At 60.6% G+C, this 22,502-nt stretch carries 20 protein-coding genes; 7 read left to right on the plus strand and 13 right to left on the minus strand.

What is annotated here, in order from left to right; all coding sequences use genetic code 11:
* Nucleotides 1-8 precede the first annotated feature (8 nt).
* On the plus strand, nt 9-692 hold the full coding sequence (locus tag PMI20_RS24420; protein ID WP_007931376.1) for an ABC transporter ATP-binding protein: 684 nt from the start codon (nt 9-11) through the stop codon (nt 690-692).
* Entirely contained in the window at nt 692-3,196 is a 2,505-nt protein-coding gene (locus tag PMI20_RS24425; protein WP_007931375.1) for an ABC transporter permease, read from the plus strand. The genes PMI20_RS24420 and PMI20_RS24425 overlap by 1 nt, the downstream gene beginning before the upstream one ends.
* A 16-nt stretch (nt 3,197-3,212) precedes the next feature.
* Here PMI20_RS24425 and greB read toward each other — a convergent pair whose 3' ends face one another.
* The 3 genes from greB to PMI20_RS24440 all read right to left on the minus strand — a co-directional run bounded on the left by greB (nt 3,213) and on the right by PMI20_RS24440 (nt 6,274).
* Complete coding sequence (gene greB, locus PMI20_RS24430; protein ID WP_007931374.1) at nt 3,213-3,686, minus strand: transcription elongation factor GreB; 474 nt, start codon at nt 3,684-3,686, stop codon at nt 3,213-3,215.
* A 365-nt stretch (nt 3,687-4,051) separates the two neighbouring features.
* Complete coding sequence (locus PMI20_RS24435) at nt 4,052-5,794, minus strand: hypothetical protein (protein WP_007931373.1); 1,743 nt, start codon at nt 5,792-5,794, stop codon at nt 4,052-4,054.
* Between the two features lie 186 nt (nt 5,795-5,980).
* Nucleotides 5,981-6,274, minus strand: coding sequence for a hypothetical protein (locus PMI20_RS24440; protein ID WP_037035922.1), 294 nt, complete (start codon nt 6,272-6,274; stop codon nt 5,981-5,983).
* 146 nt (nt 6,275-6,420) lie between these two features.
* Between PMI20_RS24440 and PMI20_RS24445 the strand changes: the two genes are divergently transcribed.
* Nucleotides 6,421-7,050: a response regulator transcription factor gene (locus PMI20_RS24445; RefSeq protein WP_007931372.1), complete on the plus strand. Its 630-nt coding sequence runs from the start codon at nt 6,421-6,423 to the stop codon at nt 7,048-7,050.
* 81 nt (nt 7,051-7,131) lie between these two features.
* Here the strand turns inward: PMI20_RS24445 and PMI20_RS24450 are convergent, their stop codons facing one another.
* From PMI20_RS24450 to PMI20_RS24460, 3 genes are all read right to left on the minus strand, one after another.
* Nucleotides 7,132-7,440: a hypothetical protein gene (locus tag PMI20_RS24450; RefSeq protein WP_037035956.1), complete on the minus strand. Its 309-nt coding sequence runs from the start codon at nt 7,438-7,440 to the stop codon at nt 7,132-7,134.
* Between the two features lie 257 nt (nt 7,441-7,697).
* Nucleotides 7,698-8,132, minus strand: coding sequence for a DoxX family protein (locus PMI20_RS24455; protein WP_007931371.1), 435 nt, complete (start codon nt 8,130-8,132; stop codon nt 7,698-7,700).
* Between the two features lie 102 nt (nt 8,133-8,234).
* Nucleotides 8,235-9,656, minus strand: a complete 1,422-nt coding sequence (locus PMI20_RS24460; protein WP_007931369.1) for an MltF family protein — start codon at nt 9,654-9,656, stop codon at nt 8,235-8,237.
* A gap of 236 nt (nt 9,657-9,892) precedes the next feature.
* Between PMI20_RS24460 and PMI20_RS24465 the strand changes: the two genes are divergently transcribed.
* The 3 genes from PMI20_RS24465 (at nt 9,893) to PMI20_RS24475 (ending at nt 12,780) form a co-directional block, all read left to right on the plus strand.
* Nucleotides 9,893-10,699, plus strand: a complete 807-nt coding sequence (locus PMI20_RS24465; protein WP_007931367.1) for a TatD family hydrolase — start codon at nt 9,893-9,895, stop codon at nt 10,697-10,699.
* Between the two features lie 85 nt (nt 10,700-10,784).
* Nucleotides 10,785-12,266, plus strand: a complete 1,482-nt coding sequence (locus PMI20_RS24470) for a methyl-accepting chemotaxis protein (RefSeq protein WP_007931365.1) — start codon at nt 10,785-10,787, stop codon at nt 12,264-12,266.
* Between the two features lie 151 nt (nt 12,267-12,417).
* On the plus strand, nt 12,418-12,780 hold the full coding sequence (locus tag PMI20_RS24475) for an Mpo1-like protein (RefSeq protein ID WP_007931363.1): 363 nt from the start codon (nt 12,418-12,420) through the stop codon (nt 12,778-12,780).
* A 7-nt stretch (nt 12,781-12,787) separates the two neighbouring features.
* Here PMI20_RS24475 and PMI20_RS24480 read toward each other — a convergent pair whose 3' ends face one another.
* The 3 genes from PMI20_RS24480 to PMI20_RS24490 all read right to left on the minus strand — a co-directional run bounded on the left by PMI20_RS24480 (nt 12,788) and on the right by PMI20_RS24490 (nt 14,883).
* A complete protein-coding gene (locus PMI20_RS24480; RefSeq protein WP_007931362.1) occupies nt 12,788-13,585 on the minus strand; it encodes an acyl-CoA thioesterase in 798 nt (265 codons plus the stop codon).
* A 107-nt stretch (nt 13,586-13,692) separates the two neighbouring features.
* On the minus strand, nt 13,693-14,460 hold the full coding sequence (locus tag PMI20_RS24485; RefSeq protein WP_007931361.1) for a CHAD domain-containing protein: 768 nt from the start codon (nt 14,458-14,460) through the stop codon (nt 13,693-13,695).
* 144 nt (nt 14,461-14,604) lie between these two features.
* Nucleotides 14,605-14,883 carry a hypothetical protein gene (locus PMI20_RS24490; RefSeq protein ID WP_007931360.1) on the minus strand — a complete coding sequence of 93 codons (279 nt, stop codon included), beginning with the start codon at nt 14,881-14,883 and terminating at the stop codon, nt 14,605-14,607.
* 264 nt (nt 14,884-15,147) lie between these two features.
* On the opposite strand from PMI20_RS24490, the gene PMI20_RS24495 reads away from it, so the two are divergent.
* The gene (locus PMI20_RS24495; protein WP_007931359.1) at nt 15,148-16,188 is read left to right on the plus strand and encodes a patatin-like phospholipase family protein; all 1,041 of its coding nucleotides are present in this window, start codon (nt 15,148-15,150) and stop codon (nt 16,186-16,188) included.
* Between the two features lie 19 nt (nt 16,189-16,207).
* On the opposite strand, the gene PMI20_RS24500 is transcribed toward PMI20_RS24495, so the two are convergent.
* The 4 genes from PMI20_RS24500 to kdpB form a co-directional block, all read right to left on the minus strand.
* On the minus strand, nt 16,208-16,903 hold the full coding sequence (locus PMI20_RS24500; protein WP_007931358.1) for a response regulator: 696 nt from the start codon (nt 16,901-16,903) through the stop codon (nt 16,208-16,210).
* Nucleotides 16,904-17,017: 114 nt separating this feature from the next.
* Nucleotides 17,018-19,669, minus strand: a complete 2,652-nt coding sequence (locus tag PMI20_RS24505) for a DUF4118 domain-containing protein (protein ID WP_007931357.1) — start codon at nt 19,667-19,669, stop codon at nt 17,018-17,020.
* Between the two features lie 52 nt (nt 19,670-19,721).
* Nucleotides 19,722-20,273 (minus strand): potassium-transporting ATPase subunit KdpC, encoded by a 552-nt coding sequence (kdpC, locus tag PMI20_RS24510; protein WP_037035953.1) that lies wholly within the window; start codon nt 20,271-20,273, stop codon nt 19,722-19,724.
* A gap of 129 nt (nt 20,274-20,402) precedes the next feature.
* Nucleotides 20,403-22,502: a potassium-transporting ATPase subunit KdpB gene (gene kdpB / locus PMI20_RS24515; protein WP_037035951.1), complete on the minus strand. Its 2,100-nt coding sequence runs from the start codon at nt 22,500-22,502 to the stop codon at nt 20,403-20,405.

The raw sequence follows: 22,502 nt of genomic DNA on the forward strand, positions 1-22,502 counted from the left end.
GATTCTCCATGGGCGCAAGCATTCTCACTGCGCGGAACCTTAGCAAAGTGGTTCCCAGCGCGGAAGGTGAACTGACCATCCTGCACGAACTCAGCCTGGAACTGAACAAAGGCGACAGCCTGGCCATCGTCGGCAGTTCCGGCTCCGGAAAATCCACCCTGCTCGGCCTGCTGGCCGGGCTCGACCTGCCCAGCAGCGGCGAGGTTACCCTGGCAGGTCGCAGCCTCGGCACATTGGACGAAGACCAGCGCGCCCGAATCAGGGCCGAGCATGTGGGCTTTGTCTTCCAGTCGTTCCAACTGCTCGACAGCCTCAATGCCCTGGAGAACGTCATGTTGCCCATGGAGCTGGACGGCCGTCGGGATGCCCGCGAGCGTGCGACCGAACTGCTCCAGCGCGTCGGTCTCGGGCAGCGCCTGAGTCACTCGCCTCGCCAGCTCTCCGGCGGCGAACAACAGCGGGTGGCCATCGCCCGCGCCTTCGCCGCCGAACCTGACGTGCTGTTCGCCGATGAGCCGACCGGCAACCTCGACAGCCACACCGGCGAGCGCATCAGCGACCTGCTGTTCGATCTGAACAAGGAAAGCGGTACGACGCTGGTCCTGGTCACTCACGATGAACGCCTGGCCCATCGTTGCCGGCGCCTGATCCGCCTTGAAGCCGGCCTGCTGGTCGCCCCCCTGGAGCCTTGATGGCACGCCTGCCGCTGTTGCGCCTGTTCAGCCTTGCCGTTCGCCAACTTCTGCGCGACGCCCGCGCCGGAGAACTGCGGGTATTGTTCTTCGCCCTGGTGGTGGCTGTAGCCGCCAGCACCGCCATAGGCTATTTCGGTGCGCGCCTCAACGGCGCGATGCTGCTGCGCGCCACGGAGTTTCTCGGCGCGGACCTGCTGCTTGAAAGCAGCTCTCCAGCAAGGCCAGAGCAGATACAAAGCGGCCGGGAACTGGGCCTGCAACATGCGCAGGTGGTGGAGTTCTCCAGTGTGATCGCCACCGACAATGGCATCCAGCTTTCCAGTATCAAGGCCGCGGACGACGCCTACCCGCTGCGCGGCGAACTGAAAAGCGCCCCGGCCCCTTACGCGACGGAAGAAACCGGCGGTGGTCCACAACCGGGTGAAGCCTGGGTCGAAGCTCGACTATTGACCGCGCTGGACCTGAAAATCGGCGACAGCATCGACGTCGGGATGAAAACCCTGCGCCTGAGCCGGGTACTGACTTACGAACCGGATCGCGCCGGCAACTTCTATAGCCTGACCCCCAGGGTCCTGATCAACCTGAGCGACCTGAACGCCACCGGCGTGGTGCAACCGGGCAGCCGGGTCAGTTACAAGGAGCTCTGGCGCGGTCCGGGAAGCGCCCTGGAAACCTATCGCCAATTGATCAAGCCAGGCCTGGCGGCCAATCAGCGCCTGCAGGATGCCCGAGATGGCAACCGCCAGATCGGCGGAGCCCTGGGCAAGGCCGAGCGCTACTTGAACATGGCCAGCCTGGTGGCGGTGCTGCTGGCAGGCGTGGCGGTTGCCCTGTCCGCTGCGCGCTTCGCTTCCCGCCGTTTCGACGCCAGCGCGCTGCTGCGCTGCCTGGGCCTGTCCCGCCGGGAAACCATGCTGCTGTTCACCCTGCAACTGGCCCTGCTCGGCATCCTGGCCAGCATCGTCGGCGCGCTGCTCGGCTGGCTCGCCCAGCTTGGGCTGTTTTACCTGCTGCATGACCTGCTACCCACCGATGTGCCTCCTGGCGGGCTGCTTCCCGCTGTCGCCGGTATCGGCACCGGCCTGGTGGCACTTGGCGGTTTCGCCTTGCCGCCACTGGCGGCGCTGGGGCGTGTCCCACCCTTGCGGGTGTTGCGCCGTGACCTGCTGCCGATCCCCCCAAGCACCTGGATGGTGTATGGCGCCGCCTTGCTGGCCCTGGGCTTGATCATGTGGCGCCTGAGCCTGGATCTGCTGTTGACCTTTGCCTTGCTCGGCGGCGGCGTCATTGCTGCCCTGGTTCTGGGCGGATTACTGCTGCTGGCCCTGCAGAGTCTGCGTCGCTTGCTGGCCAAGGCATCGCTGCCATGGCGCCTGGGGCTGGGCCAACTGCTGCGGCATCCTTTGGCCGCTGCCGGGCAATCCCTGGCCTTCGGCTTGATTCTGCTGTCGATGGCCTTGATTGCGCTGTTACGTGGAGAATTGCTCGACACCTGGCAAAACCAGTTGCCCAAGAACGCACCAAACTATTTCGCGCTGAATATCCTGCCCGCGGACAAACAAGCTTTCACCGACAAGCTGGTGGCGCTTTCCGCCCCTTCCGCGCCGCTGTATCCGGTAGTGCCAGGGCGGCTGATCAGCATCAACGGCGAACCGGTCCGGGAAATCGTCAGCAAGGACTCCAGTGGCGATCGCGCCGTGCAGCGCGATTTGAGCCTGACCTGGGCCGCGGATCTGCCAGCGGGCAATAAGATCACCAGCGGCTCGTGGTGGGCACAACAGCCCGAAGGGGATTTACCTGGCGTCTCGGTCGAGGCCCAGGTGGCCGAAAGCTTGAAACTCAAACTCGGCGACCAGATGACATTCAGCGTCGGAGGGGTCAATCGCGAGGCCAGGGTGACCAGCCTGCGGGAAATCAACTGGGACAACTTCCAGCCCAACTTCTTCATGATCTTTCAGCCGGGCACGCTGCGGGATCTACCCGCCACTTACCTGACCAGCTTCTATCTGGCTGCGGGTCATGACCAGCAGGTGGTCGAGTTGTCCAGGGCGTTTCCGGCAGTGACCATCCTGCAAGTGGAGGCTCTGCTCGAACAACTGCGCAGCATCCTGGCCCAGGTCACCCTGGCCGTGGAATACGTGCTGCTGTTTGTACTCGCCGCCGGCATGGCCGTGCTGTTTTCCGGACTGCAGGCCACCCTGGACGAGCGTATTCGTCAGGGCGCCCTGCTACGGGCGCTGGGTGCGGAACGACAATTACTGGTCAAGGCCCGGCGTATCGAGTTCGGGCTGCTGGGAGCCGTCAGCGGGCTACTGGCGGCATTGGGATCGGAACTGGTGAGCCTGGTGCTGTATCGGTTTGCCTTCGACCTACCCTGGCATCCACATCCTTGGCTGTTGCTCCTGCCTGTTATCGGTGCCCTGCTGATCGGCGGTGCCGGTGTCTACGGGACACGCCGGGCATTGAATGCCAGCCCACTGACAGTACTGCGCGAGGGGTAAGCCCCTCGCAGGCAGTTCATTTCACGTATTCGATCTGATTGATCCACCAGCACATTTCTCCACCAGGCGTCTGCACTATCGCCTCGTCGCCGACTTCTTTCTTCAAGAGCGCCCGGGCCATGGGTGAATCGATAGAGATGTAATCCTTCTGCCCGTATATCTCGTCATAACCGACGATACGGAAACGCTTGGTTTCACCCTCTTCATTCTCGATATCGACCCAGGCGCCGAAGAAAACCCGACCCTCCTGTTCCGGCGAATAAGACACGACCTTCATGTCTTCGAGTCGCTTGCGCAAGTAGCGAACCCGGCGATCAATTTCCCTCAGGAGTTTCTTGTTGTATTGATAATCGGCGTTTTCACTTCTGTCCCCCAGGGAGGCCGCCCAAGTGACTTTCTGCGTCACATCCGGACGCTTCTCCCGCCATAGGTAATCCAGCTCGCTTTTCAGAGCCTCGAAACCTTCCTGCGTAATGAGTTTGGTACTCAATTGGTTAAATTCCCCATGCAGAGCCTTATGAGCCGTTCAGCATTATGGGTCAACCGGAGCACTGAGAACCAATATTGAGCAAAATAAATCTTCCAGTAAGACGCATGCCATCGGAACATCCACCATCTAGAATGAATCGATCTCTAGGCTCTGTATGAAAAGCGACTGCCTTGGTCATGCGAGGTAAAAACAAGCTCATGTGCAAGTCCGATCAGAACGCTCATCAAAGAACATGCATGCCCCCCATTTCTCCCGTCTCCTGCCCAACCATTACTAGCCGACTATTTCATACAGATCACATATTGCCTTACATGAAAAAACACCCAGGGACTAAAATAGACACTTGCGATTTCAACTGAGGCGCCTTACTCGTCGTCGTTGAATAAGGTACTAGATATGCTATGCAGACTATTATTGAAGGTCACTGTCTCATTGAAGCCTTTTACAATATTGCTCAGTTTTTTACGGGTACTGGATAGCTGCGCTAATCTTTCCACAAGCTCGGCATTTTTTTGCTGGATCCCGATGTCCCGTTTTTCAAGCTCGGATGCACGAACACTTTGTTTTACAGAAATTTCTTCAAGACGTTGTTGCTCCAACTGCAATAGCTCAGAGCGCCGCGCAACACTTCGCTCTCGGGACTCCACACTTTCAGCCAACTGCTGTAGCGCAACGCTGCGTTCGGCAATCACCCTGGAGTTGTGCTCTGCGGATTTATCGATAGCGATCCTCTCTTGTTGAAGCTGGCTTTGTAACTGGCGCAAGTATTCATCCTTTTCCTGAAGCTTGCGTTCTCGCTCCTGCAATTGCTCCTTTAAAAGCTCCAAGGCCTCCTGCTGCTTCACTGCAATCAGTTTTTGTTGTGCCAGTTCCTGCGCCATATGTGCAAGATTCGACAACGTGTTCTCTACATCAAAAAGCAGATGATCGGTATCCGCCCCCTGAGATACAACTTCGGTATCGGGAGCCGTATCCATCAGGAACTGATCCTTATCCAGCGAATGCTCTAGTGAGGCTTCACAACCGTCCGACTCATCCGGCATTGCATCCACAGCATTTTCACCGGACTGATCGATATCAGGGATGGTTTGAAGCTGCCTGTCTACCAAAGTCGGAACTCTGTCAGACATCGACAGGTCGTACTCATTTCCCTGGGTTAATTCCACATCATCCTCCGAAGTCAAATCGCGAACCACCTCCGCCAAGTCAGCCAGTGTGTTCTGTATACCTTGATGCAGACGTACGGCATCGACCTCCGGATCAGCAGACTGGTCAGCATCTACTCTATGTGTTGTAACACCTGACAGGAGAGCATCATTCCTGGATGAGTCGACATGACTTTCGACATTGGTGATAGCTAAGCCAGCAATACCCTGTTGAAGATCCTCGGCCAATAACGAGATCTCAGTAGAGCCCTCCCTTACATAAGCCTCGGTTTCAGCGTCCTTTTGGCATAATTCATATGGTTCTCCAATCGGCTCAGATCTGGACGGGGCATCATCAGGCAGGTCCCCTTCAAGGTCCTCAACAGTTTCTGGCGAACCATACTCGTTCGAGTCAGGAACCTCGTCCACACACTCTGTGGCATCTTTTGCAGCAGGGGGATTTTGAGAGGTCGTCTCAATAGAAACATCAAGGGCTGGAACGCTGAGTTCGGTGTCATCAATTGCAGGCAGACAAACTGTCGAAGCTTCTGATGATATGAGTTTCACCACCAAATTTTTCTTGATGGTGAGTGAACGATGCTCGGAAAGGTTCCCCGTCGGTATCACACAGCCTTTAAGGTCAATCAGATGGTAGGGAGTGCCAACACTGCCAGCAGCACCTTGTTGTCGAATCTCAAGCCGCGTTGCATGAGTAACTATCTCTTTGAAGACCTGAATAACCAGACGCCAATCGCGTTCGCTTTCAATCGAACTCAGCGCATACTCTCCCCCCTTTTTATGCAACATCGCAATATAAACTCGCGACTCTCCGACTTCAGCGCCCTCATTTAAGCTATAGGCAAGAAAATTACGCCTCAGCATAGGAATTGCAAAACTGCAGAGCACCGCACCATTCAGCACTTCTTGCTCTGCGTTTTCGATGGAAATAGTTCGTAGCAGCATCGCTGACTTAGGCTCCGTCATATATCTAAAAACATATCACACGGAGTAAAAAATACCTCCTAACAACACATGCCAGCAACCGGACAATTCCCATTCTTCAGGTAGAACTATCCGACAACTCACTACCAGAAAAGTCAACGCTTTCGATTTACCATGTTATGGCTGACAGCCTTGGCAACTCCGATCTCACTTAAGAGGAATATTCAAGCCCTTCTGCGGACTGAGCTTGAACAGCCACCAATCATAATTCGACCATAGCATGACTAACCCTCCCGCCAGCAGTAGCAGTACTAGCCCGGCCCCTCCTGTCAATATCAGTCGTTGCTGCCAGCTAAAAAAACACAGCGCGACACCAGCCACCCCCATCAACATCGCTAGAGAAGGAGCAAACCAGTAGATAAAACGATCAAGACGCAAAAGAGTGTTGAATAACCAAGAGCCTTTCAGATGAGAGGTCGGTCTAAAGATAATAATATGCATAGCGAGCGTGGCTTGGCCAGATAAAAACGGAGCTCAACCATAACTTAGCCACACAATGACAACTATCAGATTCGTCTGATTTAGTTTTCAGAGTGCTCGGATAACATACGCAGGGCACCCTCCCCCTAAATATCGAGATGCCTTGCATGGGAAGTATCATCATCGTCGACGACCATCCGTTGATTCGACTCGCCATAAGAACCGTTCTGGAACCTCACGAACACAACATCGTCGCGGAGGCGGACAACGGGGCCGACGCCGTCCAGCTGGTACGCAAGCATCTTCCAGACCTGCTCATCCTGGACTTGAACATACCCAACCTCGACGGTTTTTCCGTTATCTCCCATATAAAGTCCGCTGGACTGCCAATAAAGACACTGGTGCTGACTTCCAGCAACTCCAAGAACTTCGCCTTGCGCTGTTTGCAGGCCGGTGCGGCCGGGTTTCTGTGCAAGAACGATAATCTGAACGAACTGGCTAATGCGGTAAAAGCCATATTGTCGGGGTATAGCTATTTCCCCGAGGATACAATCAGCACCTTGCAACAGAATACAAACGCCGCCTGCCAAGAGAGTGTCTTGATTGCCCAACTGACCGACCGGGAAATCACCGTCCTGAAACTGCTGGCAAGCGGTCTGAATAATCAGAAAATCGCGGATGCGTTGCTGATCAGCCACAAGACGGTGAGCACCTATAAGGTCAGGCTGCTAAAACGGTTCAATGTTTCCAATCTGGTAGCGCTGGCGGAGCTGGCCAAACGCAACTCCGTAGTTTGAACCCCCGATATCGATGCAGCCTTTAGCTGGGATTCAGAAACATCGCCCCACCTCGACAGCCAGGTTGATCACCTACGGTACTTACCTACGGGTGATCAACCCCTGTCGAGCCACACGGGTCAGATGCCGGATGACTTCCGCAGCATTTTCCGAGCTGGGCGCCTGTATCACCGCAAGGTCAAAACTGTCGTTGGCAAAACGTGCCAAGGACTCGCCGTCTTCGATGAACTGGATCAGAAAGGCCGAAGGGCCTGTGCTGCGACGTGGCCAGCCATCGAGATAACGCAGCAATGTCGGCTGGTGTGTGCCGCCAAGAAGAATTTTTGGATTGCGCTGAACAAGATTCGCCGTGATTGGCGCAAGACGTACAGGAGGGTGGAGTGCATTCATCGTGTCGTGTCTCTGCCTCAATTTTCTGCCGGGCAGGTGAGAGGCAACACCGAACCAGCGCTTTAGCGGTATTTCGAAGCCGGTAGAGCTTCTGTCGGTGATATTCCGAATCACCTGGCGCCCCGCAAGTAGCTGTTTAAATCGGCGCATGGGCAACAATCCTAGAGAAGCCGACGGGGTAGTGTCAAGAATCCCCAATAACGAAATCAGCAACGAAAAAGGCCCGCTACAAGCGGGCCTTGGGTGTTTTCCGGAAGTTACTTGGCAATCGCCGCATCGAGTGACAATTTGCCCGCGCCTTCGATCAGAACCGCAATGGTGCCGCCGAGCAGAGCCAGGGCGAACTCATAACCATTGTTCGCCATGAACAGGCCATTGCTGATGTGCACGGAGAAAATCGCCACCAGCAAGGTGAAGCTCAACCCCAACGCGGCAGGACGTGCCAACAGACCGATAATCAGCGCCAGACCGCCAAAGAACTCGGTACCGCCCGCCAACAGCGCCATCAAATGTCCTGGTGCCAAGCCGATGCTCTCCATCCACTGTGCCGTACCTGCCAATCCGTAACCACCAAACAAGCCGAAAAGCTTTTGCGCGCCGTGAGCGGCGAAAATGATGCCGACAAAAACTCGCAGGACGGTCAGGCCGTAGCCTGCACGAGTGTTCAGTACGGTTTTGATCAGTGTGCTCATGCTGTGTAGTCCTTTGTAGTGTTGGGTAATGGGTCGCTATATTAATCACAAAATCTCATGTTAAAAGTGCAAAAATAGCAAGATAACAATCAACTTTATCGATTACTTCCTTGAGACGACCTTACGCGCTTGCGGCTCCAACGATTCGCGTTCCCGGTCAAAGGCCAAATAGTATTTGTTGACGCTATTAACATAGCTGACGGCGCCCATTCCGACCTGTTCCATGGCAATGCGCTCGACCTGGAAAAACCACTGATTGGGGTTCAACCCGCGTCGCCGGGCTTCGGTCCGCATACCCTGTACTCGCTCCGGCCCCATGTTGTAGGCCGCCAGGACAAATGCCATACGCTCGCGCTCGTTGAGCTTGGGACTGGAAAAGAACTTGCGCCGGATCAACGCCAGGTACTTGGCTCCGGCCAGCACATTGTTATCGAGGGTCTGGATGTTATTGACCCCTACCCGCTGGGCGGCTGACGGGGTGATCTGCATCAGGCCGGTCGGGCCGCTGCCGCTCCTGGCAGAGGGCTGCAACGACGACTCCTTGAAGGCCAGCGCCGCCAGGTTCAACCAGTCCATGTTCTGGGCATCGGCATGCTTCTGTAATACCGGGCGCAATTTTTCCAGGCGCTGGCGATCGGCCCGGGTCAAAGGGTTATGCACCTGATACAGGCGTCGATAGATGCGCAAGAACGCAACGTCCTGATCCGCCGGAGCCTTATAGACCTTCAGGAAACGATCGATGCTCGCCCGCAGCATCGAGGCATCCCGCCGCACGAACCAGTGCTCCTCGCCAGGCTCGCTGATGACCAGTTGCCGATCAAAACGCAGCTTCGGCAGGACTTTGCCCCAGCGCTCGGCAATGGGCTTCTCGACGATGGTCAGGTGAAAGATCCCGCCCTGGACCATTTCCAGGACATCTTCGACTGCCAGGCTCGGATCGACCCACTCGACCTTGACCGGCGCCAGCTTATGCAGCGCCAGCTTCTGATTGATCTGGCTCACCGCATCCCCGGCAGCGCTGCCTGTGGTCAGCGCCAGGGTCTTGCCGGAGAGCTGTTCAGGCCGGGTGTAGCGCCGCTCGCCCTTGATTCCCACCAGCAGCAACGGCACGTTGCTGGCGACCGGTTCACTGGGGCTTACCGCTTGCCCCGGTAGCGCCTCCAACAACTCTCCTGGAGCGACCAGATCCCCCTCGCCACGCTGCAGCGCACCGAGCAATTGATCCTTGGCTTTGGGAATGATCTTGAGACTGATTTCCTGACCGTCGCGAGCGTGACCATTGAGGTACTGCTCAAAGGCGCGCAGACGGTGATATTCGACACCGATGGCCTGGCCCTGGACTTCACCGGAGCTATTGCGACTCTGGTTGACCAGCACGCGCAAGACCCGGCTGCTGCGAATGTCCGCCAGGTCGCGAACCTTGCCCGCTACGGCCGCTTCCGGAGGGCCAGCCAAGCGTGCTACCGCCGGCAGGGGCAGCAGCAACGACAAGCACAACGCTAGCAAAACCGAGGGTCGCGTCATCCGCTCTCCGGGAAGAATACTGTCCGGGTTTTCGAGCAATGGCGAAAACGCGGGCGACAGAAACAGAGCGCCTAGAGCGCTGACAAGATGTGAAAGACTGGCACAACCACGGCTGGCAAACCAACCGCAGCCTTTCTTCCGGCATCAAGAGACAGCTTCAACTCGTTGTAGTTCTTGGCTTTTCTTATAAATCTACAGCTCTGATATGCTTTCCGGCCGCAGGCGGAGATAGCACCATGCAACTCATCGATATCGGCGTCAACCTGACCAATCCAAGTTTCGCCGAAAAACATCGCGCAGTACTGGACCGTGCCTATGCCGCCGGCGTCTGCCAACTGGTGCTCACTGGCACCAGTGTCGAGGGCAGCGAACAGGCACTCGAGCTGTCGCGGCAACTGGATGAAAGTGGCCGCCAACTGTTCTCTACCGCCGGGATTCATCCACATTGCGCCAGCGACTGGAATGCCGACAGCGCACAGCGCTTGCGCAGCCTGCTCAAGGAAAGCAGCGTCAAGGCCGTGGGCGAATGCGGCCTGGACTTCAATCGGGACTTCTCCCCCCGAGGGCAACAGGAAAAAGTGCTGGAGGAACACCTGGCCCTGGCCGTTGAACTGCAACTGCCGGTCTTCCTCCACGAACGCGACGCCAGCCAGCGCCTGCTGGAAATAGTCCGCGACTTTCGTGACCGCTTGCCGGCCGCGGTGGTGCATTGCTTCACCGGCGAACAGCGCGCGCTGTTCAACTATCTGGACCTTGACCTGCACATTGGCATCACCGGGTGGATCTGCGACGAGCGCCGTGGCACTCACTTGCACCCGCTGGTACGAGAGATTCCCCGCGGTCGCCTGATGCTCGAAAGCGACGCCCCCTATCTGTTACCCCGCAGCCTGCGCCCCAAGCCGAAGAACGGTCGCAACGAACCGGCCTACCTGACCGAAGTGTTGCGCGAGGTGGCCCTGCATCGCGGCGAGAGCCAGGAAGAGCTGGCGGCCCACAGTACCGCCAGCGCCCGAGCCTTCTTCGCCTTGCCCGAGATTGCTTGACGCATATCAAGATTTGACTCTCTGCATAGCGGCACAATAATGGCACCTTGCCAATACTGTTCCGCTTAATCAGAGAAGACCTTCCATGGGTGCCTGGCTCAGCAATATCTCATTGAAATACAAGTTCTGGGCGGTCAATGCGGTCGCCTTCGTGACCACCCTGCTACTGGTCCTGTACGCCGTCCAGCTGGAGCAGCAAGCGCGTAGCCAGGCCTCACAAAACAACGCCAGGGCCCAGGCGAGCCTGCTCGGCGCATGGCCCTCCAGGCAAGCGCTGCCCAATGCCGAGAATCTGCTGAGCTTCGCGGCCGGCCAGACCCCCAGCCTCGATCAGCGCTCCCTGCCGCAGTTGAGCAATGCCAATGGATGGGTGGCCTTCGATGAAATGCCGCTGTTCGGCGAAAACCCTCTGATCGGCGCGCAAGTGCTGCCCCGGGCCGATGGCCAACGGATTGCGGTGCTTGCCCATGGGCCAAGCCTGCGTCAGGTGTTCAGCGAACGCTTCAGCCAGTACGCGGTGGCCGTGTTCATTCTGATGCTGGCGATGCTCGGTGCTTCGCAACTGTTGATCCGTTTCCTGCTCAGCCAACTGAACACCCTCAAGGATGTGATGCTGCATGTGGAGAAGACCGGCGACCTGTCGGCCCGCGTGCCTCTGTCGTGCACGGACGAGGTCGGCCAGATGGCCAGCGCCTTCAATGCGATGCAGGCGGGTTACCAGCGGGTGGTCAACACCGTCGCCAATACCGCCCGGCAACTGGATATCGGCGCCGCACGCCTGGCATCGAGCATGAACGACGTGCGTCACGGCATGCTGGGCCAGCAAAGCGAAACCGATCAGGCCGCGACAGCGATCAACGAAATGTCCGCCACCGTCTATCACATCGCCCAGCACGCCGGCGCCACCCGGGATCGCTCCCAGGCCGCCGATGTCCTCGCCGGCAGCGGCCAGGAAGTGGTCAGCCGCGTGCAGAAGTCCATCTCCGGGCTCTCCAGCGGCGTGCAACAGACCGCCGAGATGATCCAGCGCCTGGCCGAGGACAGTCAGAAGATCAATGGCGTGGTCAACGTGATCCACAGCATTGCCGAGCAAACCAACCTGCTGGCGCTCAATGCCGCAATCGAAGCGGCGCGCGCCGGTGAAATGGGCCGGGGGTTCGCGGTGGTCGCCGATGAAGTACGCAACCTCGCCAAACGGGTGCAGACCTCCACCGACGAAATCACCCGGATGGTCTCCGCCCTGCAGGCAGGTACCCGCGACGCGGTGGACTTCATGCAGGAAAGCTCGTTCAAGGCAGACGATTGCGTGCAGCAGGCACAGGAAGCCGGCGCAGCGCTGGCGGAAATCACCACGGCCGTGGCGCAGATGCGTGAAAGCAATACCCAGATTGCAGTGGCCGCCGAGCAGCAAAGCCAGGTGGCGGAAGAAATGAATCGCGCCGTGGTGAGTATTCGCGACGTCACCGAAAACACGGTGCAACAGACTGTCGACTCGGCGACCACCAGCAACGAACTGGCGACCCTGGCTGGGGAACTGAGCAAGGCCATCGGTCAATTAAAGCTTTAAAAACGCGAGTTTCGTTGCAGCAGGATCAGCCTCCCTGCCGCGGCGAAACCCTTGCCAAGCTATCGCCCCCATAGCCAGCCTTGATTCGCCGCCCCCTCGCGTGGGGCCTATCCTTTGATACATAGGCTTCTACGAATCAAGGATCACTGTCATGGGTAAACGTCACCCCAACCTCCCCGCCTGGCAATGGCGCTCCTACCCGCATAACCACCGCAACCCGACCAACCTGGTGTTGCACCTGATTGCAGTGCCGCTGTTCATCGTCGGCTTTCTGTTGCTGGTTTCAGGAGTATTCGGCTTGAGCTTCACCAACGTCGCCATCGGCGTGGTCGGCCTGCTCGCCGCTTTGGGCCTGCAGCGTCACGGCCATAGCCTGGAGGCCCAAGCCGCCGAGCCGTTCAGTGACCGTAAAGATGCAGTCCAGCGCCTGCTGGTAGAACAATTCGTGACCTTTCCACGCTTCGTCCTCAGCGGCGCCTGGTGGCGTGCATGGCGCAAGCGCCACCGGCATTGAGAGGGGTTCAACCGAAGATGGTGACCGTCTGCCGGCTGAGCGCAATCAACCGGCCTTCGGCACTCCAGAGTGCCGCGGCCGCATGCCCGTAACCGTCACGGGCATGTTCGATATTCACCCGGTACTTGCACCAGTCCAGGGTGCTCAACGCCAGCAGCGGCTGCACGAATTCAATGGTCCAGGTCAGGGTACTGCCGGGTGCCGGGCTGGTCAGGTGTGGTAACAAGGCCGGCGGCCAGGCGTCCACCAGTGCGAGGATATGCGCCTCAGTCATGGGCTCTTCCTTGACGTCGCCCCGCAGGCGCACCCAACCGCCCATGTCCCGCGACTTGTTGCCGGTGAACGGCATGCCACCGATGCTCCAGCGCATTGCCAGATGGCGCATGAACTCCGGCGTCACGCCCTTGACGTAAGGCAGTTCCGGGCACTCGTCCCAATGTTTCATGCTGGGCGCTTCCTCGGCGACAACCGTCACCTCGGACGGCCGAGAGGCACCAAAACTGCCCTGTACCAGGGTCACTACCTGACCGTTCTGCACCGCACGCCCCAGCACCTGGCTGACGGCCTTGCCTTCGCGCAGCACCTCGACTTCAAAGCTGACCGGCACATCGGGGGTGACCGGACCGACAAAGGTGATCGCCAGTGAACGCACCGGACGTTCGGCGGGGACTTTTGCGCGCATGGCTTCATACTGCAAAGCCGCCACCAATCCGCCGAAACTGGCCCGCCCCTGCGCCCACTCGGTTGGAATCGACAGTTCCAACGGATGGTGGCGGACGGCATCGAGCAAATCGCAAAAGCGCATGAGCACCTCTGATCAAGAAAAGGGTTCGAGGATCTTAACCAGCAGCGCACACGCGTAAAGCACTTGTTCCCGCCAAAAAGACTGACAGATAAGCCGCCAGCCGGGAGTCAGCTACGGAAACAGGTAGCGCTCAGCTTGTCGAGCACCCGATCGGCACGCCCCTCGGCCTTGTGCATGGTGGTGTGCCAGACCGGAACACAAGGCAACAGGTCCGCCTGCCGTTCGGCCTGGGCCAGCCATTGCCAGCAATCATGCCAGTCGCCCAGTGCGCCCTGAGCAGCCTTCAAGCGAGAGACCGCCTTGGGCGACAGTTCGGCCAGTTCGGGATAAGCCTCGGCGGCGTAGCGCACACGCTTGATCAGCAGGCGCAAACGGTGCCGATCGTGAGCCGGATCGTGCAGGGCCTCGTCCAGTGCCTTCCATTGCTTGGACAGGCGCTTTTCGATGCGTTTGCGCAAGCCGCGCAACAGCTCCTGACGTTGCGCCGCCCGCAGGAAACGCGGGAAGGCATCCAGCACCAGCAGCAGTTGCTGGAGTTCGGAGCCCGTCGCCACTGTCCGGTATTCATCCGCCAACCCCGCGGTACGGCGTTCCGCGGCCTGATGGTAGTCATGCTGATGCAGGTACGCAGCCAGGACCTCACGGTCGCGTAACGGCGTCGTCAGTTGCCCGACCGCCGAAGCCGCCGCTTCCAGTTGCTCGACACCAGGCAAGCCGCGCAACGCTCGCAACAGGCTGCGCAAGCGGCGCACCGTGGTACGCAGATCGTGCAGCGCCTCGGGGTCGGTCACCGCCTGCAAACGCGCCTGGCACGCCAGCAAGCGCACCTCCAGCCCCAACACCTGCGCCACCAACCGATCAACCAAGGCAGACATCATTGACTCCCGAAACGAATGACCCGGCTCGCAGCACAAAGACTGCGGCCGGGCCCTGGCATGACTGGCAGGCGCGCTCACGACGCCTGCGAGACGGAAACTGAAGAGCGCTCTTCAGTCTAGCGGCAAACGACAGCCTTGCGATCAGCGGCCGGCGCGCGACTCACGAATATAGAAACGGGCTTTCTCGGCTTTTTTGGTGCAGCCCTCGAAGGCTTCGAATTGCTGCTGGGTCTTGGCCCCGGTCAGCAGCGACAGGGCCTTGGAATAGCTGACTGTGCCAGCGAAACCTTCGGCCTTGGCCAGGTCCAGTTCATGCCAGGCCGCATCCAGTTGCGTACCGCAGCTGTCGCGATAGGCGGTCTTGCCAGCACAACCACCGAGTACCAATGCAATCAACGGTAGACAGATCCAGGCTTTCATCAATGACACCTCAAAGTAGGGGGGGAAACAGTCGTGAACGATAAGAAGCAATTGCGAACAATAAAAACAATCGTGAACGTAAGACGATCGCCGCCACTAAAAGTGCCTTGGCTCGTCAGGGAAAATATAGCCGCGCGAGCATAACCCCATGCGGCAAAACACTGGAAAAAATCCCTCTATCCAGGGCCCGCAGAGGCCGTCAGTGATTGAACCGAGACCCTCGATGGGTGCATTGTGGAAACCTGTCTGGCGAAGGATCGAGTCATGAAGAAACGTGTCGCACTGGTCCTGGGCTCTGGTGGTGCCCGGGGTTACGCCCACATCGGGGTGATTGAGGAAATCGAAAGACGTGGTTACGACATTGCCTGTGTCGCGGGCTGTTCCATGGGAGCGGTGGTCGGTGGTATCTACGCCGCCGGCAAACTGGACGACTACCGCAGCTGGATCGAAAGCCTGGACTATCTGGATGTGCTGCGGCTGGTGGATGTCAGCTTTCGCCTGGGGGCGATACGCGGGGAGAAAGTATTCGGCCAGATCCGCAAGATCGTCGGCGAAATCAACATCGAAGACCTGCGCATCCCTTACACCGCAGTGGCCACCGACCTGACCAACCAGCAGGAAATCTGGTTCCAGGAAGGCTGTCTGCACCAGGCCATGCGGGCTTCGGCGGCGATCCCCAGCCTGTTCACCCCGGTCATGCAAGGCAATCGCATGCTGGTGGACGGCGGCCTGCTCAACCCGCTGCCCATCGTGCCGGTGGTCTCCAGCCACTGCGACCTGATCATCGCCGTCAACCTCAACTCGACCAACCAGCGTCGTTACCAGTTGCCGGTGATCCAGCGCCCCGCCGCCTTCAAGAGCCGCTTCGACAGCCTGATCAACTCCCTGGGCTCGCACCTGCCCTTTCGCCGCAAGCAAGCCGAACAACTGCTGCTGCTCGAACAGGAAGCACTGCGCAGCGAGGCAGCCGACATCGGCAACCCCTGGATCGAATCCGCCGAGCCTGAAGCGCAGCAACCGGCCGCGGCTCCGGAAACCGATGGCGCCCCGAAATCGGCCACCGGCTCGTTTATTATCGATAACGTCGGCCCCGCTTCCCTGCTGGACCTGATCAACCAGAGCTTCGAGGTCATGCAGACCTCGCTGGCCCAGTACAAGATCGCCGGCTACCCGCCGGACATCCTGATCAACGTACCCAAGCGGGTGTGCCGCTTCTTCGAGTTCTACAAGGCTCCGGAGCTGATCGCACTGGGACGGGAAATTGCCAGCGACACCCTGGACCGCTACGAGAACGAACTGAACTGAAAGAGGGCCGCGAGCCCGCTCACTCCTCCGCCCCCAGCAAACGGTACCCCACCCCGGCCTCGGTCACGATAAAGCGTGGCCGGGTCGGATCGTCCGCCAGCTTCTGCCGCAGATGCCCGACCACGATACGCAGGTAATGACTGTCCTCGGTGTGCGTCGGCCCCCAGATATCCTTGAGCAGTTGCTGCTGGGTGATCACCCGCCCCGGGTGCCGCGCCAGTTGCGCCAGCACGGCGTATTCCTTGCGCGTCAACGCCACTTCGGCACCGTCGAGCAGTACCCGGCGATACGCCAGGTCCACGGTCAGCGGGCCGAAATCCAGGGCTGCTTCCTGCGCTTCGCCGACGGGCGCCTGGCGCAACAGCGCACGAATACGCGCCAGGAACTCCTGGATGCCAAAGGGCTTGGTCACGTAGTCGTTGGCGCCACCGTCCAGCGCTTCGACCTTCTGCCCCTCGCTGGCCCGCACCGACAACACCAGCACCGGTACGCCCGACCACTCGCGAAACTCGCGCAACACCTGTTGGCCGTCCATATCCGGCAGGCCGAGGTCGAGCACCAGCAGGTCCGGCTTGTTCAGCGCCGCCTGGGCCAGGCCTTCGTTGCCGGTGCCGGCTTCGAGCACTTTGTAGCCCTGGGACACCAGGCTGATGCGCAGGAATTTACGGATCTGCGGCTCGTCATCGATGACCAGGATGGTCGCGGTCTGGCTCATGGTTTCGCTTCAAGACAAATAAGTGGCGCAAGAGTAGCGCAGGCGTGGCTCTGGATCGTAAAGAACATATGCGGCCCTCCTGGCCTCGTTGGATTGACGCTTTTTTACCGGCACTCAGGCCTCTCCTTCAAACTCGGGTTGCGCCTGCAGCGGCAGGCACAAGGTGATGCAGGTACCACGCCCATCGATCCCCTCGCCCACCGTGATGCGCCCGCCATGGGCACCGACCATGCCCTGACAGATCGCCAGCCCCAGGCCGGTGCCCTGCCCGCCGCGATCACCCCGAGCCGCGGTGTAGAACATGTCGAAAATCCGCGGCCGGTCTTCCACTGGAATTCCCGGCCCCTCGTCGCTCACGGCAAACAGCAGCTCGGTATCGCGGGTCCCGACACTCAGTTGCAAACGGCCGTTGGCCGGTGAAAAGCGCGCGGCGTTTTCCAGGACATTGATCAGCGCCTGTTCGATCAGCGCCGCATGCACGAACAGCAACGGCAGTTCGGCCGGCAATTCGGTGCTGACCCGCAGCGGCGCCAGCACCACCCGCAGGCGATTCAGCGCGCTGCCAACGATATCGGCCGGCGCCACCCAGTCTCGCGCCAGCTTCAACGAGCCATGGCCAAGACGAGTCATGTCCAGCAGATTCTGAATGTAGCGATCCAGGCGCTCGGCCTCATCCCGCGTGCCTTCGAGCAGTTCACGACGGTCTTCCAGGGGGATCGCCTCCCCCAGCGCCAGCAGGCTGTCGATGCTGCCGCGCATCGAGGTCAAGGGGGTGCGCAGGTCATGGGACACCGAGGCCAGCAGCGCACTGCGCAATTGTTCGGTTTCGCCGTGCAGACGCGCCGCTTCCAGATCCTCGGCCAACTGTGCCCGGGCCAAAGCCTGGGCCAGGGGCTGGCTCAAGGCACTCAACAGGCGCCGACGCTGGGCGTTGAGCTCCTCGCCTTCTTTCGGACAGACTCCAAGCAAGCCCAGCGGGCCCTCGTCGACGGATAACGGCCACCACCACCAGCGCCCGAAAGGCAGGGTTCCGGTGCCCATCCCGGCCGGTTGATCGTGTTGCCAGGCCCAGTCGGCGGCAGCCCGTTCGGACTCGGAAAACTGCAAGGGCCCACCCGTCTCGACCTTCCAGCCACCCTGCCCGTCGCGATTGAGCAGGCACAGTTGCAGTTCCTTCCAGCCATTGAGGTGCTGCGCCGCGGCACTGATCACCGCCTGCCGGTCGGTGGCGGCGGTGAGCTTGCGCGACAGGTCCAGCAGCTCGCTGGTTTCTTCCTGGGTGTCGCGCAATGCCTGCAACTGCCGACGCTGGCGCGCCGCCAGGTTGCCGGTCAGGGCCGCCATCAACAGGAAGAACAGCAGCGTCAGCACGTCTTCCTCGCGCTGGATGGCGAAGGAGAACGTCGGCGGAATGAACAGGAAATCGTAGGTCAGGAACGACAACGCCGCGCACACCAGTGCCGGCCCGAGACTGCTGCGCACTGCCACCAGCAGCACCGCGGCGAGGAACACCAGGGAGATGTTCGGCAACGCCAGCACGCTCGCCACCGCCCACGACAGCCCCGAAGCCAGGACCGTCGCCAGGACCGCCAGGGCGTAGTCGAACCAGACCAGCGAACGCTCCACCCGCAGGCGCGGCTGGCCGGGTTCGTCCTCGCTGTCGAGCACGTTGATTTCCAGGCCCTGGGCGTTGCGCAGCAGGCGCGCCGCCAGGCCGCCGCCGAACAAACGGCGGCGCAGGCGTTTGCGTGACTGCCCCACCAGCACCAGGCTGGCGCGCCGCTCCGCGGCATGCTGGATCAGGGTCTTGGCCACCTCGCCGGCCCGCAGCAGGACCACCTCGCCGCCCAGGCGCTCGGCCAGTTGCTGGGCACTTTGCAGGCGCTGGCGAGCTTGCTCGTCAGGCACCCGGCCGTCATCCACATGCACCAGGCTCCAGGGCAGATGCCGCCGCCGGGCGACATGGCTGGCATGACGCACCAGGCGCTCGGCCTGGGCATCGCCATCGACCCCTACCAGCAAGCGTCCGCGCACCGCCGGCGCGGCCTGCCCGAGCTTGCGATACCCCTGGGCCAGATCGTCGTCGACCTGCGCCGCCGCGGCCTGCATCGCCAGCTCGCGCAGCGCGGTGAGGTTGGTCTGGGTGAAGAACGCATCGATCGCCGCCCGGGCCTGCTCCGGCACATACACCTTGCCTTCGCGCAGGCGCTCCAGCAGTTCTCGCGGCGGCAGGTCCACCAGCAGCAACTCGTAGGCTTCCTGCAGTACCCAGTCGGGCAGGGTCTCGCGGACCTGCACCCCGGTAATGCCGCGGACCTGATCGTTGAGGCTTTCCAGATGCTGCACGTTGACCGTAGTGAAAATGTCGATACCGGCCGCCAGCAGTTCCTGAACATCTTGCCAGCGCTTGGCGTGCCGGCTGCCGGGGGCGTTGGTATGGGCCAGTTCATCCACCAATACCAGCTTGGGCTTGGCCTTGAGCAGGCCGTCGAGGTCCATCTCTTCGAGCATGACCCCGCGGTATTCGGAACGCACCAGCGGCTGTTGCGGCAAACCACCGAGCAAGGCTTCGGTTTCCGCCCGGCCATGGGTTTCCACCACCCCGGCCAGGACCGTCACCCCCTGACGCAATTGCGTGTGCGCCGCCTGCAACATGGCGTAGGTCTTGCCGACGCCCGGGGCGGCGCCAAGGAAGACCTTGAGGCGGCCGCGGCCGTCATGGGACAGATCGGCTAACAGGGCGTCGGCGCGGCCGGAATCACTCATGCATTGTTCTCTCTGGACTCAAATCATCGACATACAAACTTGTAGCAGCTGGCTACAGGGCGAGCTTTTCCAGCGCCATGTTCAAGGCCAGCACATTCACCACCGGCGGGCCGACCAGAGGCTGCTCGACATGAGCATCCACCAGTTGCTGCAACGTGGCGACCGGCAGGTTGCGCGCCGCCGCGACCCGCGCCAGTTGATAGTTAATCGCCGCCGGTGGCAAGTGCGGATCCAGGCCGCTGCCCGAAGTTGTCAGCAACGCCAGCGGTACCGGCCCCTGCCCTGGCACCGCCAGCTTGTTGGCATCGACGATCACGCGGGTGGCCAGGGCCGGGTTGCTCGGTGCCAGGTTACTCGCGCTGCTGGACACCGTGGCAAAGGCCCCGGCCGATGGACGCGGGTGGAACCAGCTGTCGCCGCTGAAATCCTGGGCGATCAGGGCCGAACCACGGACCTGGCCCACGCCATCGAGCACCAGGCTGCCATTGGCCTGTTTCGGGAACGCCACCTGGGCCACGCCGGTGACCACCAGCGGATAGGCCACACCAGTGATCAGGGTCATCAACACAATCAGGCTCAAGGCCGGACGCAATACTGTGGACATCATCAAATCCTCGATTCGGTTAACGGGTTTACCCGGACTCCGTAGGAACCCGCTTGCTAGCGATGCGGTGCGTCTGGCGCACTGGGTTGACGCCATCGCCAGCAAGCTGGCTCCTACAGGGTCGCGGGGTTACACCAGATGCAAAGCCGTCAGCAGCATGTCGATCAGCTTGATGCCCAGGAACGGCACCAGGATCCCGCCCAGGCCATAGATCAGCAGGTTGCGGCGCAGCAGATGGGCCGCGCTGGCCGCCTGCACCCGCACCCCGCGCAGGGCCAGCGGAATCAGCACGACGATGATCAGGGCGTTGAACACGATCGCCGAAAGGATCGCGCTCTGCGGGCTGCTCAGTTGCATGACATTGAGCACGCCGAGCTGTGGATAAATCGCCGCGAACAGCGCCGGCAAGATCGCGAAGTACTTGGCGATGTCGTTGGCAATGGAAAAGGTGGTCAGGGCGCCACGGGTCACCAGCAGCTCCTTGCCGATCTGCACCACGTCCAGCAGCTTAGTCGGATCGCTGTCGAGGTCGACCATGTTCGCCGCTTCGCGCGCCGCCTGGGTGCCATCGTTCATCGCCATGCCGACGTCGGCCTGGGCCAGCGCCGGGGCGTCGTTGGCGCCGTCACCGCACATGGCGACCAGGCGACCGTCATTCTGCTCGTGGCGAATGCGCGCCAGCTTTTTCTCCGGCGTGGCTTCGGCCAGCACGTCATCCACCCCGGCCTCCGCGGCAATGGCGGCGGCGGTCAGCGGGTTGTCGCCGGTCACCATCACGGTGCGGATCCCCAGCTTGCGCAACTCGGCGAAACGCTCGCGGATACCGGGCTTGACCACGTCCTTGAGGTGGATTGCCCCCAGCAGTTTGCCCTTGGCGCACACCAGCAGCGGCGTGCCGCCACTCTGGGCAATCTTGTCAATCTCCCGGGACAGCGCCGGGGCCAGGTCGCCCCGTTGCAGACCGACGAAGGCCAGCACCGAATCCACCGCGCCCTTGCGATAGACCCGCCCCTGATAGTCGACACCGGACAGCCGGGTCTCGGCACTGAACGGCACGGCGGTCAGCATTTCGGCGCCCGGCTCGGGCTGTGGATAAAGCCCGCGCAGGTATTCGACGATGGATTTGCCTTCCGCCGTGTCGTCCGCCAGCGAGGCCAGCAAGGTGGCCTCGGCCATTTCCTGGTGATTGACCCCAGGCGCTGCGTGGATGGCCGCGCAACGACGGTTACCGAAGGTGATGGTGCCGGTCTTGTCCAGCAGCAGGACATGCACGTCACCCGCCGCTTCCACCGCACGACCGGATTTGGCGATCACGTTCAGCCGCACCAGGCGGTCCATCCCGGCGATCCCGATGGCCGACAGCAGGCCACCGATGGTGGTCGGAATCAGCGTCACCAACAATGCCACCAGGAACACCAGCGGCAGGCTGCCATTGGCAAAGTGGGCGAACGGCTGCAGGGTCACGACCACGATCAGGAAGATCAGGGTCAGGCCGATCAGCAGGATATCCAGGGCCACTTCGTTCGGGGTCTTCTGGCGCTTGGCGCCTTCCACCAGGGCGATCATGCGATCGAGGGTCGACTCGCCCGGATTGCTGGTAATACGCACCAGCAACCAGTCGGACACCAGCCGGGTATTGCCGGTCACCGCCGAGCGATCGCCGCCAGACTCGCGGATGACCGGTGCCGACTCGCCGGTGATCGCCGCTTCGTTGACTGCGGCAATGCCTTCGATGACTTCGCCGTCACCGGGGATCATCTCGCCGGCCTCGACCCGCACCACGTCGCCTTTGCGCAGATTGGCGGCAGGGATCACCTGGAAGCTGCCATTGGCCTTTTTCAGGCGTGCACTCAGGCCTTCGCTGCCAGCCTTGAGACTGTCGGCGCGGGCCTTGCCACGGCCTTCGGCCAGGGCTTCGGCGAAGTTGGCGAACAGCACGGTGAACCACAGCCAGAGGGCGATCTGCGCGGCGACGAAGGTCGGCACCGCGGTATCCGGCACCAGGCACAGTACCGTGGTCAGGATCGCAGTCAGCTCGACCACCAGCATCACCGGCGAACGTTGCAACTGGCGTGGGTCGAGCTTGACGAAGGCCTGTACCAGCGCCGGACGCCACAGGGCTGCGATCGAGGTTTTCTGTTGTTCGGCAGCAGTGTGTTTCGAAGCCGCGGTTTTAGCGCCGGGCATTTCGGTTACAGCCTTCTTGGAAGCAGGAACATGCATATTCAT

The organism is Pseudomonas sp. GM17 (assembly GCF_000282175.2).
Classification (GTDB): Bacteria; Pseudomonadota; Gammaproteobacteria; order Pseudomonadales; family Pseudomonadaceae; genus Aquipseudomonas; species Aquipseudomonas chlororaphis.

Bases quoted from the DNA above. Each gene is read 5' to 3' on its own strand.
- PMI20_RS24420 (WP_007931376.1), top strand. From the start codon at position 9: ATGGGCGCAAGCATTCTCACTGCGCGGAACCTTAGCAAAGTGGTTCCC.
- PMI20_RS24425 (WP_007931375.1), top strand. From the start codon at position 692: ATGGCACGCCTGCCGCTGTTGCGCCTGTTCAGCCTTGCCGTTCGCCAA.
- PMI20_RS24435 (WP_007931373.1), bottom strand. From the start codon at position 5,794: ATGCTGCTACGAACTATTTCCATCGAAAACGCAGAGCAAGAAGTGCTG.
- PMI20_RS24440 (WP_037035922.1), bottom strand. From the start codon at position 6,274: ATGCATATTATTATCTTTAGACCGACCTCTCATCTGAAAGGCTCTTGG.
- PMI20_RS24445 (WP_007931372.1), top strand. From the start codon at position 6,421: ATGGGAAGTATCATCATCGTCGACGACCATCCGTTGATTCGACTCGCC.
- PMI20_RS24450 (WP_037035956.1), bottom strand. From the start codon at position 7,440: ATGAATGCACTCCACCCTCCTGTACGTCTTGCGCCAATCACGGCGAAT.
- PMI20_RS24455 (WP_007931371.1), bottom strand. From the start codon at position 8,132: ATGAGCACACTGATCAAAACCGTACTGAACACTCGTGCAGGCTACGGC.
- PMI20_RS24460 (WP_007931369.1), bottom strand. From the start codon at position 9,656: ATGACGCGACCCTCGGTTTTGCTAGCGTTGTGCTTGTCGTTGCTGCTG.
- PMI20_RS24465 (WP_007931367.1), top strand. From the start codon at position 9,893: ATGCAACTCATCGATATCGGCGTCAACCTGACCAATCCAAGTTTCGCC.
- PMI20_RS24470 (WP_007931365.1), top strand. From the start codon at position 10,785: ATGGGTGCCTGGCTCAGCAATATCTCATTGAAATACAAGTTCTGGGCG.
- PMI20_RS24475 (WP_007931363.1), top strand. From the start codon at position 12,418: ATGGGTAAACGTCACCCCAACCTCCCCGCCTGGCAATGGCGCTCCTAC.
- PMI20_RS24480 (WP_007931362.1), bottom strand. From the start codon at position 13,585: ATGCGCTTTTGCGATTTGCTCGATGCCGTCCGCCACCATCCGTTGGAA.
- PMI20_RS24485 (WP_007931361.1), bottom strand. From the start codon at position 14,460: ATGTCTGCCTTGGTTGATCGGTTGGTGGCGCAGGTGTTGGGGCTGGAG.
- PMI20_RS24490 (WP_007931360.1), bottom strand. From the start codon at position 14,883: ATGAAAGCCTGGATCTGTCTACCGTTGATTGCATTGGTACTCGGTGGT.
- PMI20_RS24495 (WP_007931359.1), top strand. From the start codon at position 15,148: ATGAAGAAACGTGTCGCACTGGTCCTGGGCTCTGGTGGTGCCCGGGGT.
- PMI20_RS24500 (WP_007931358.1), bottom strand. From the start codon at position 16,903: ATGAGCCAGACCGCGACCATCCTGGTCATCGATGACGAGCCGCAGATC.
- PMI20_RS24505 (WP_007931357.1), bottom strand. From the start codon at position 19,669: ATGAGTGATTCCGGCCGCGCCGACGCCCTGTTAGCCGATCTGTCCCAT.
- kdpC (WP_037035953.1), bottom strand. From the start codon at position 20,273: ATGTCCACAGTATTGCGTCCGGCCTTGAGCCTGATTGTGTTGATGACC.
- kdpB (WP_037035951.1), bottom strand. From the start codon at position 22,502: ATGAATATGCATGTTCCTGCTTCCAAGAAGGCTGTAACCGAAATGCCC.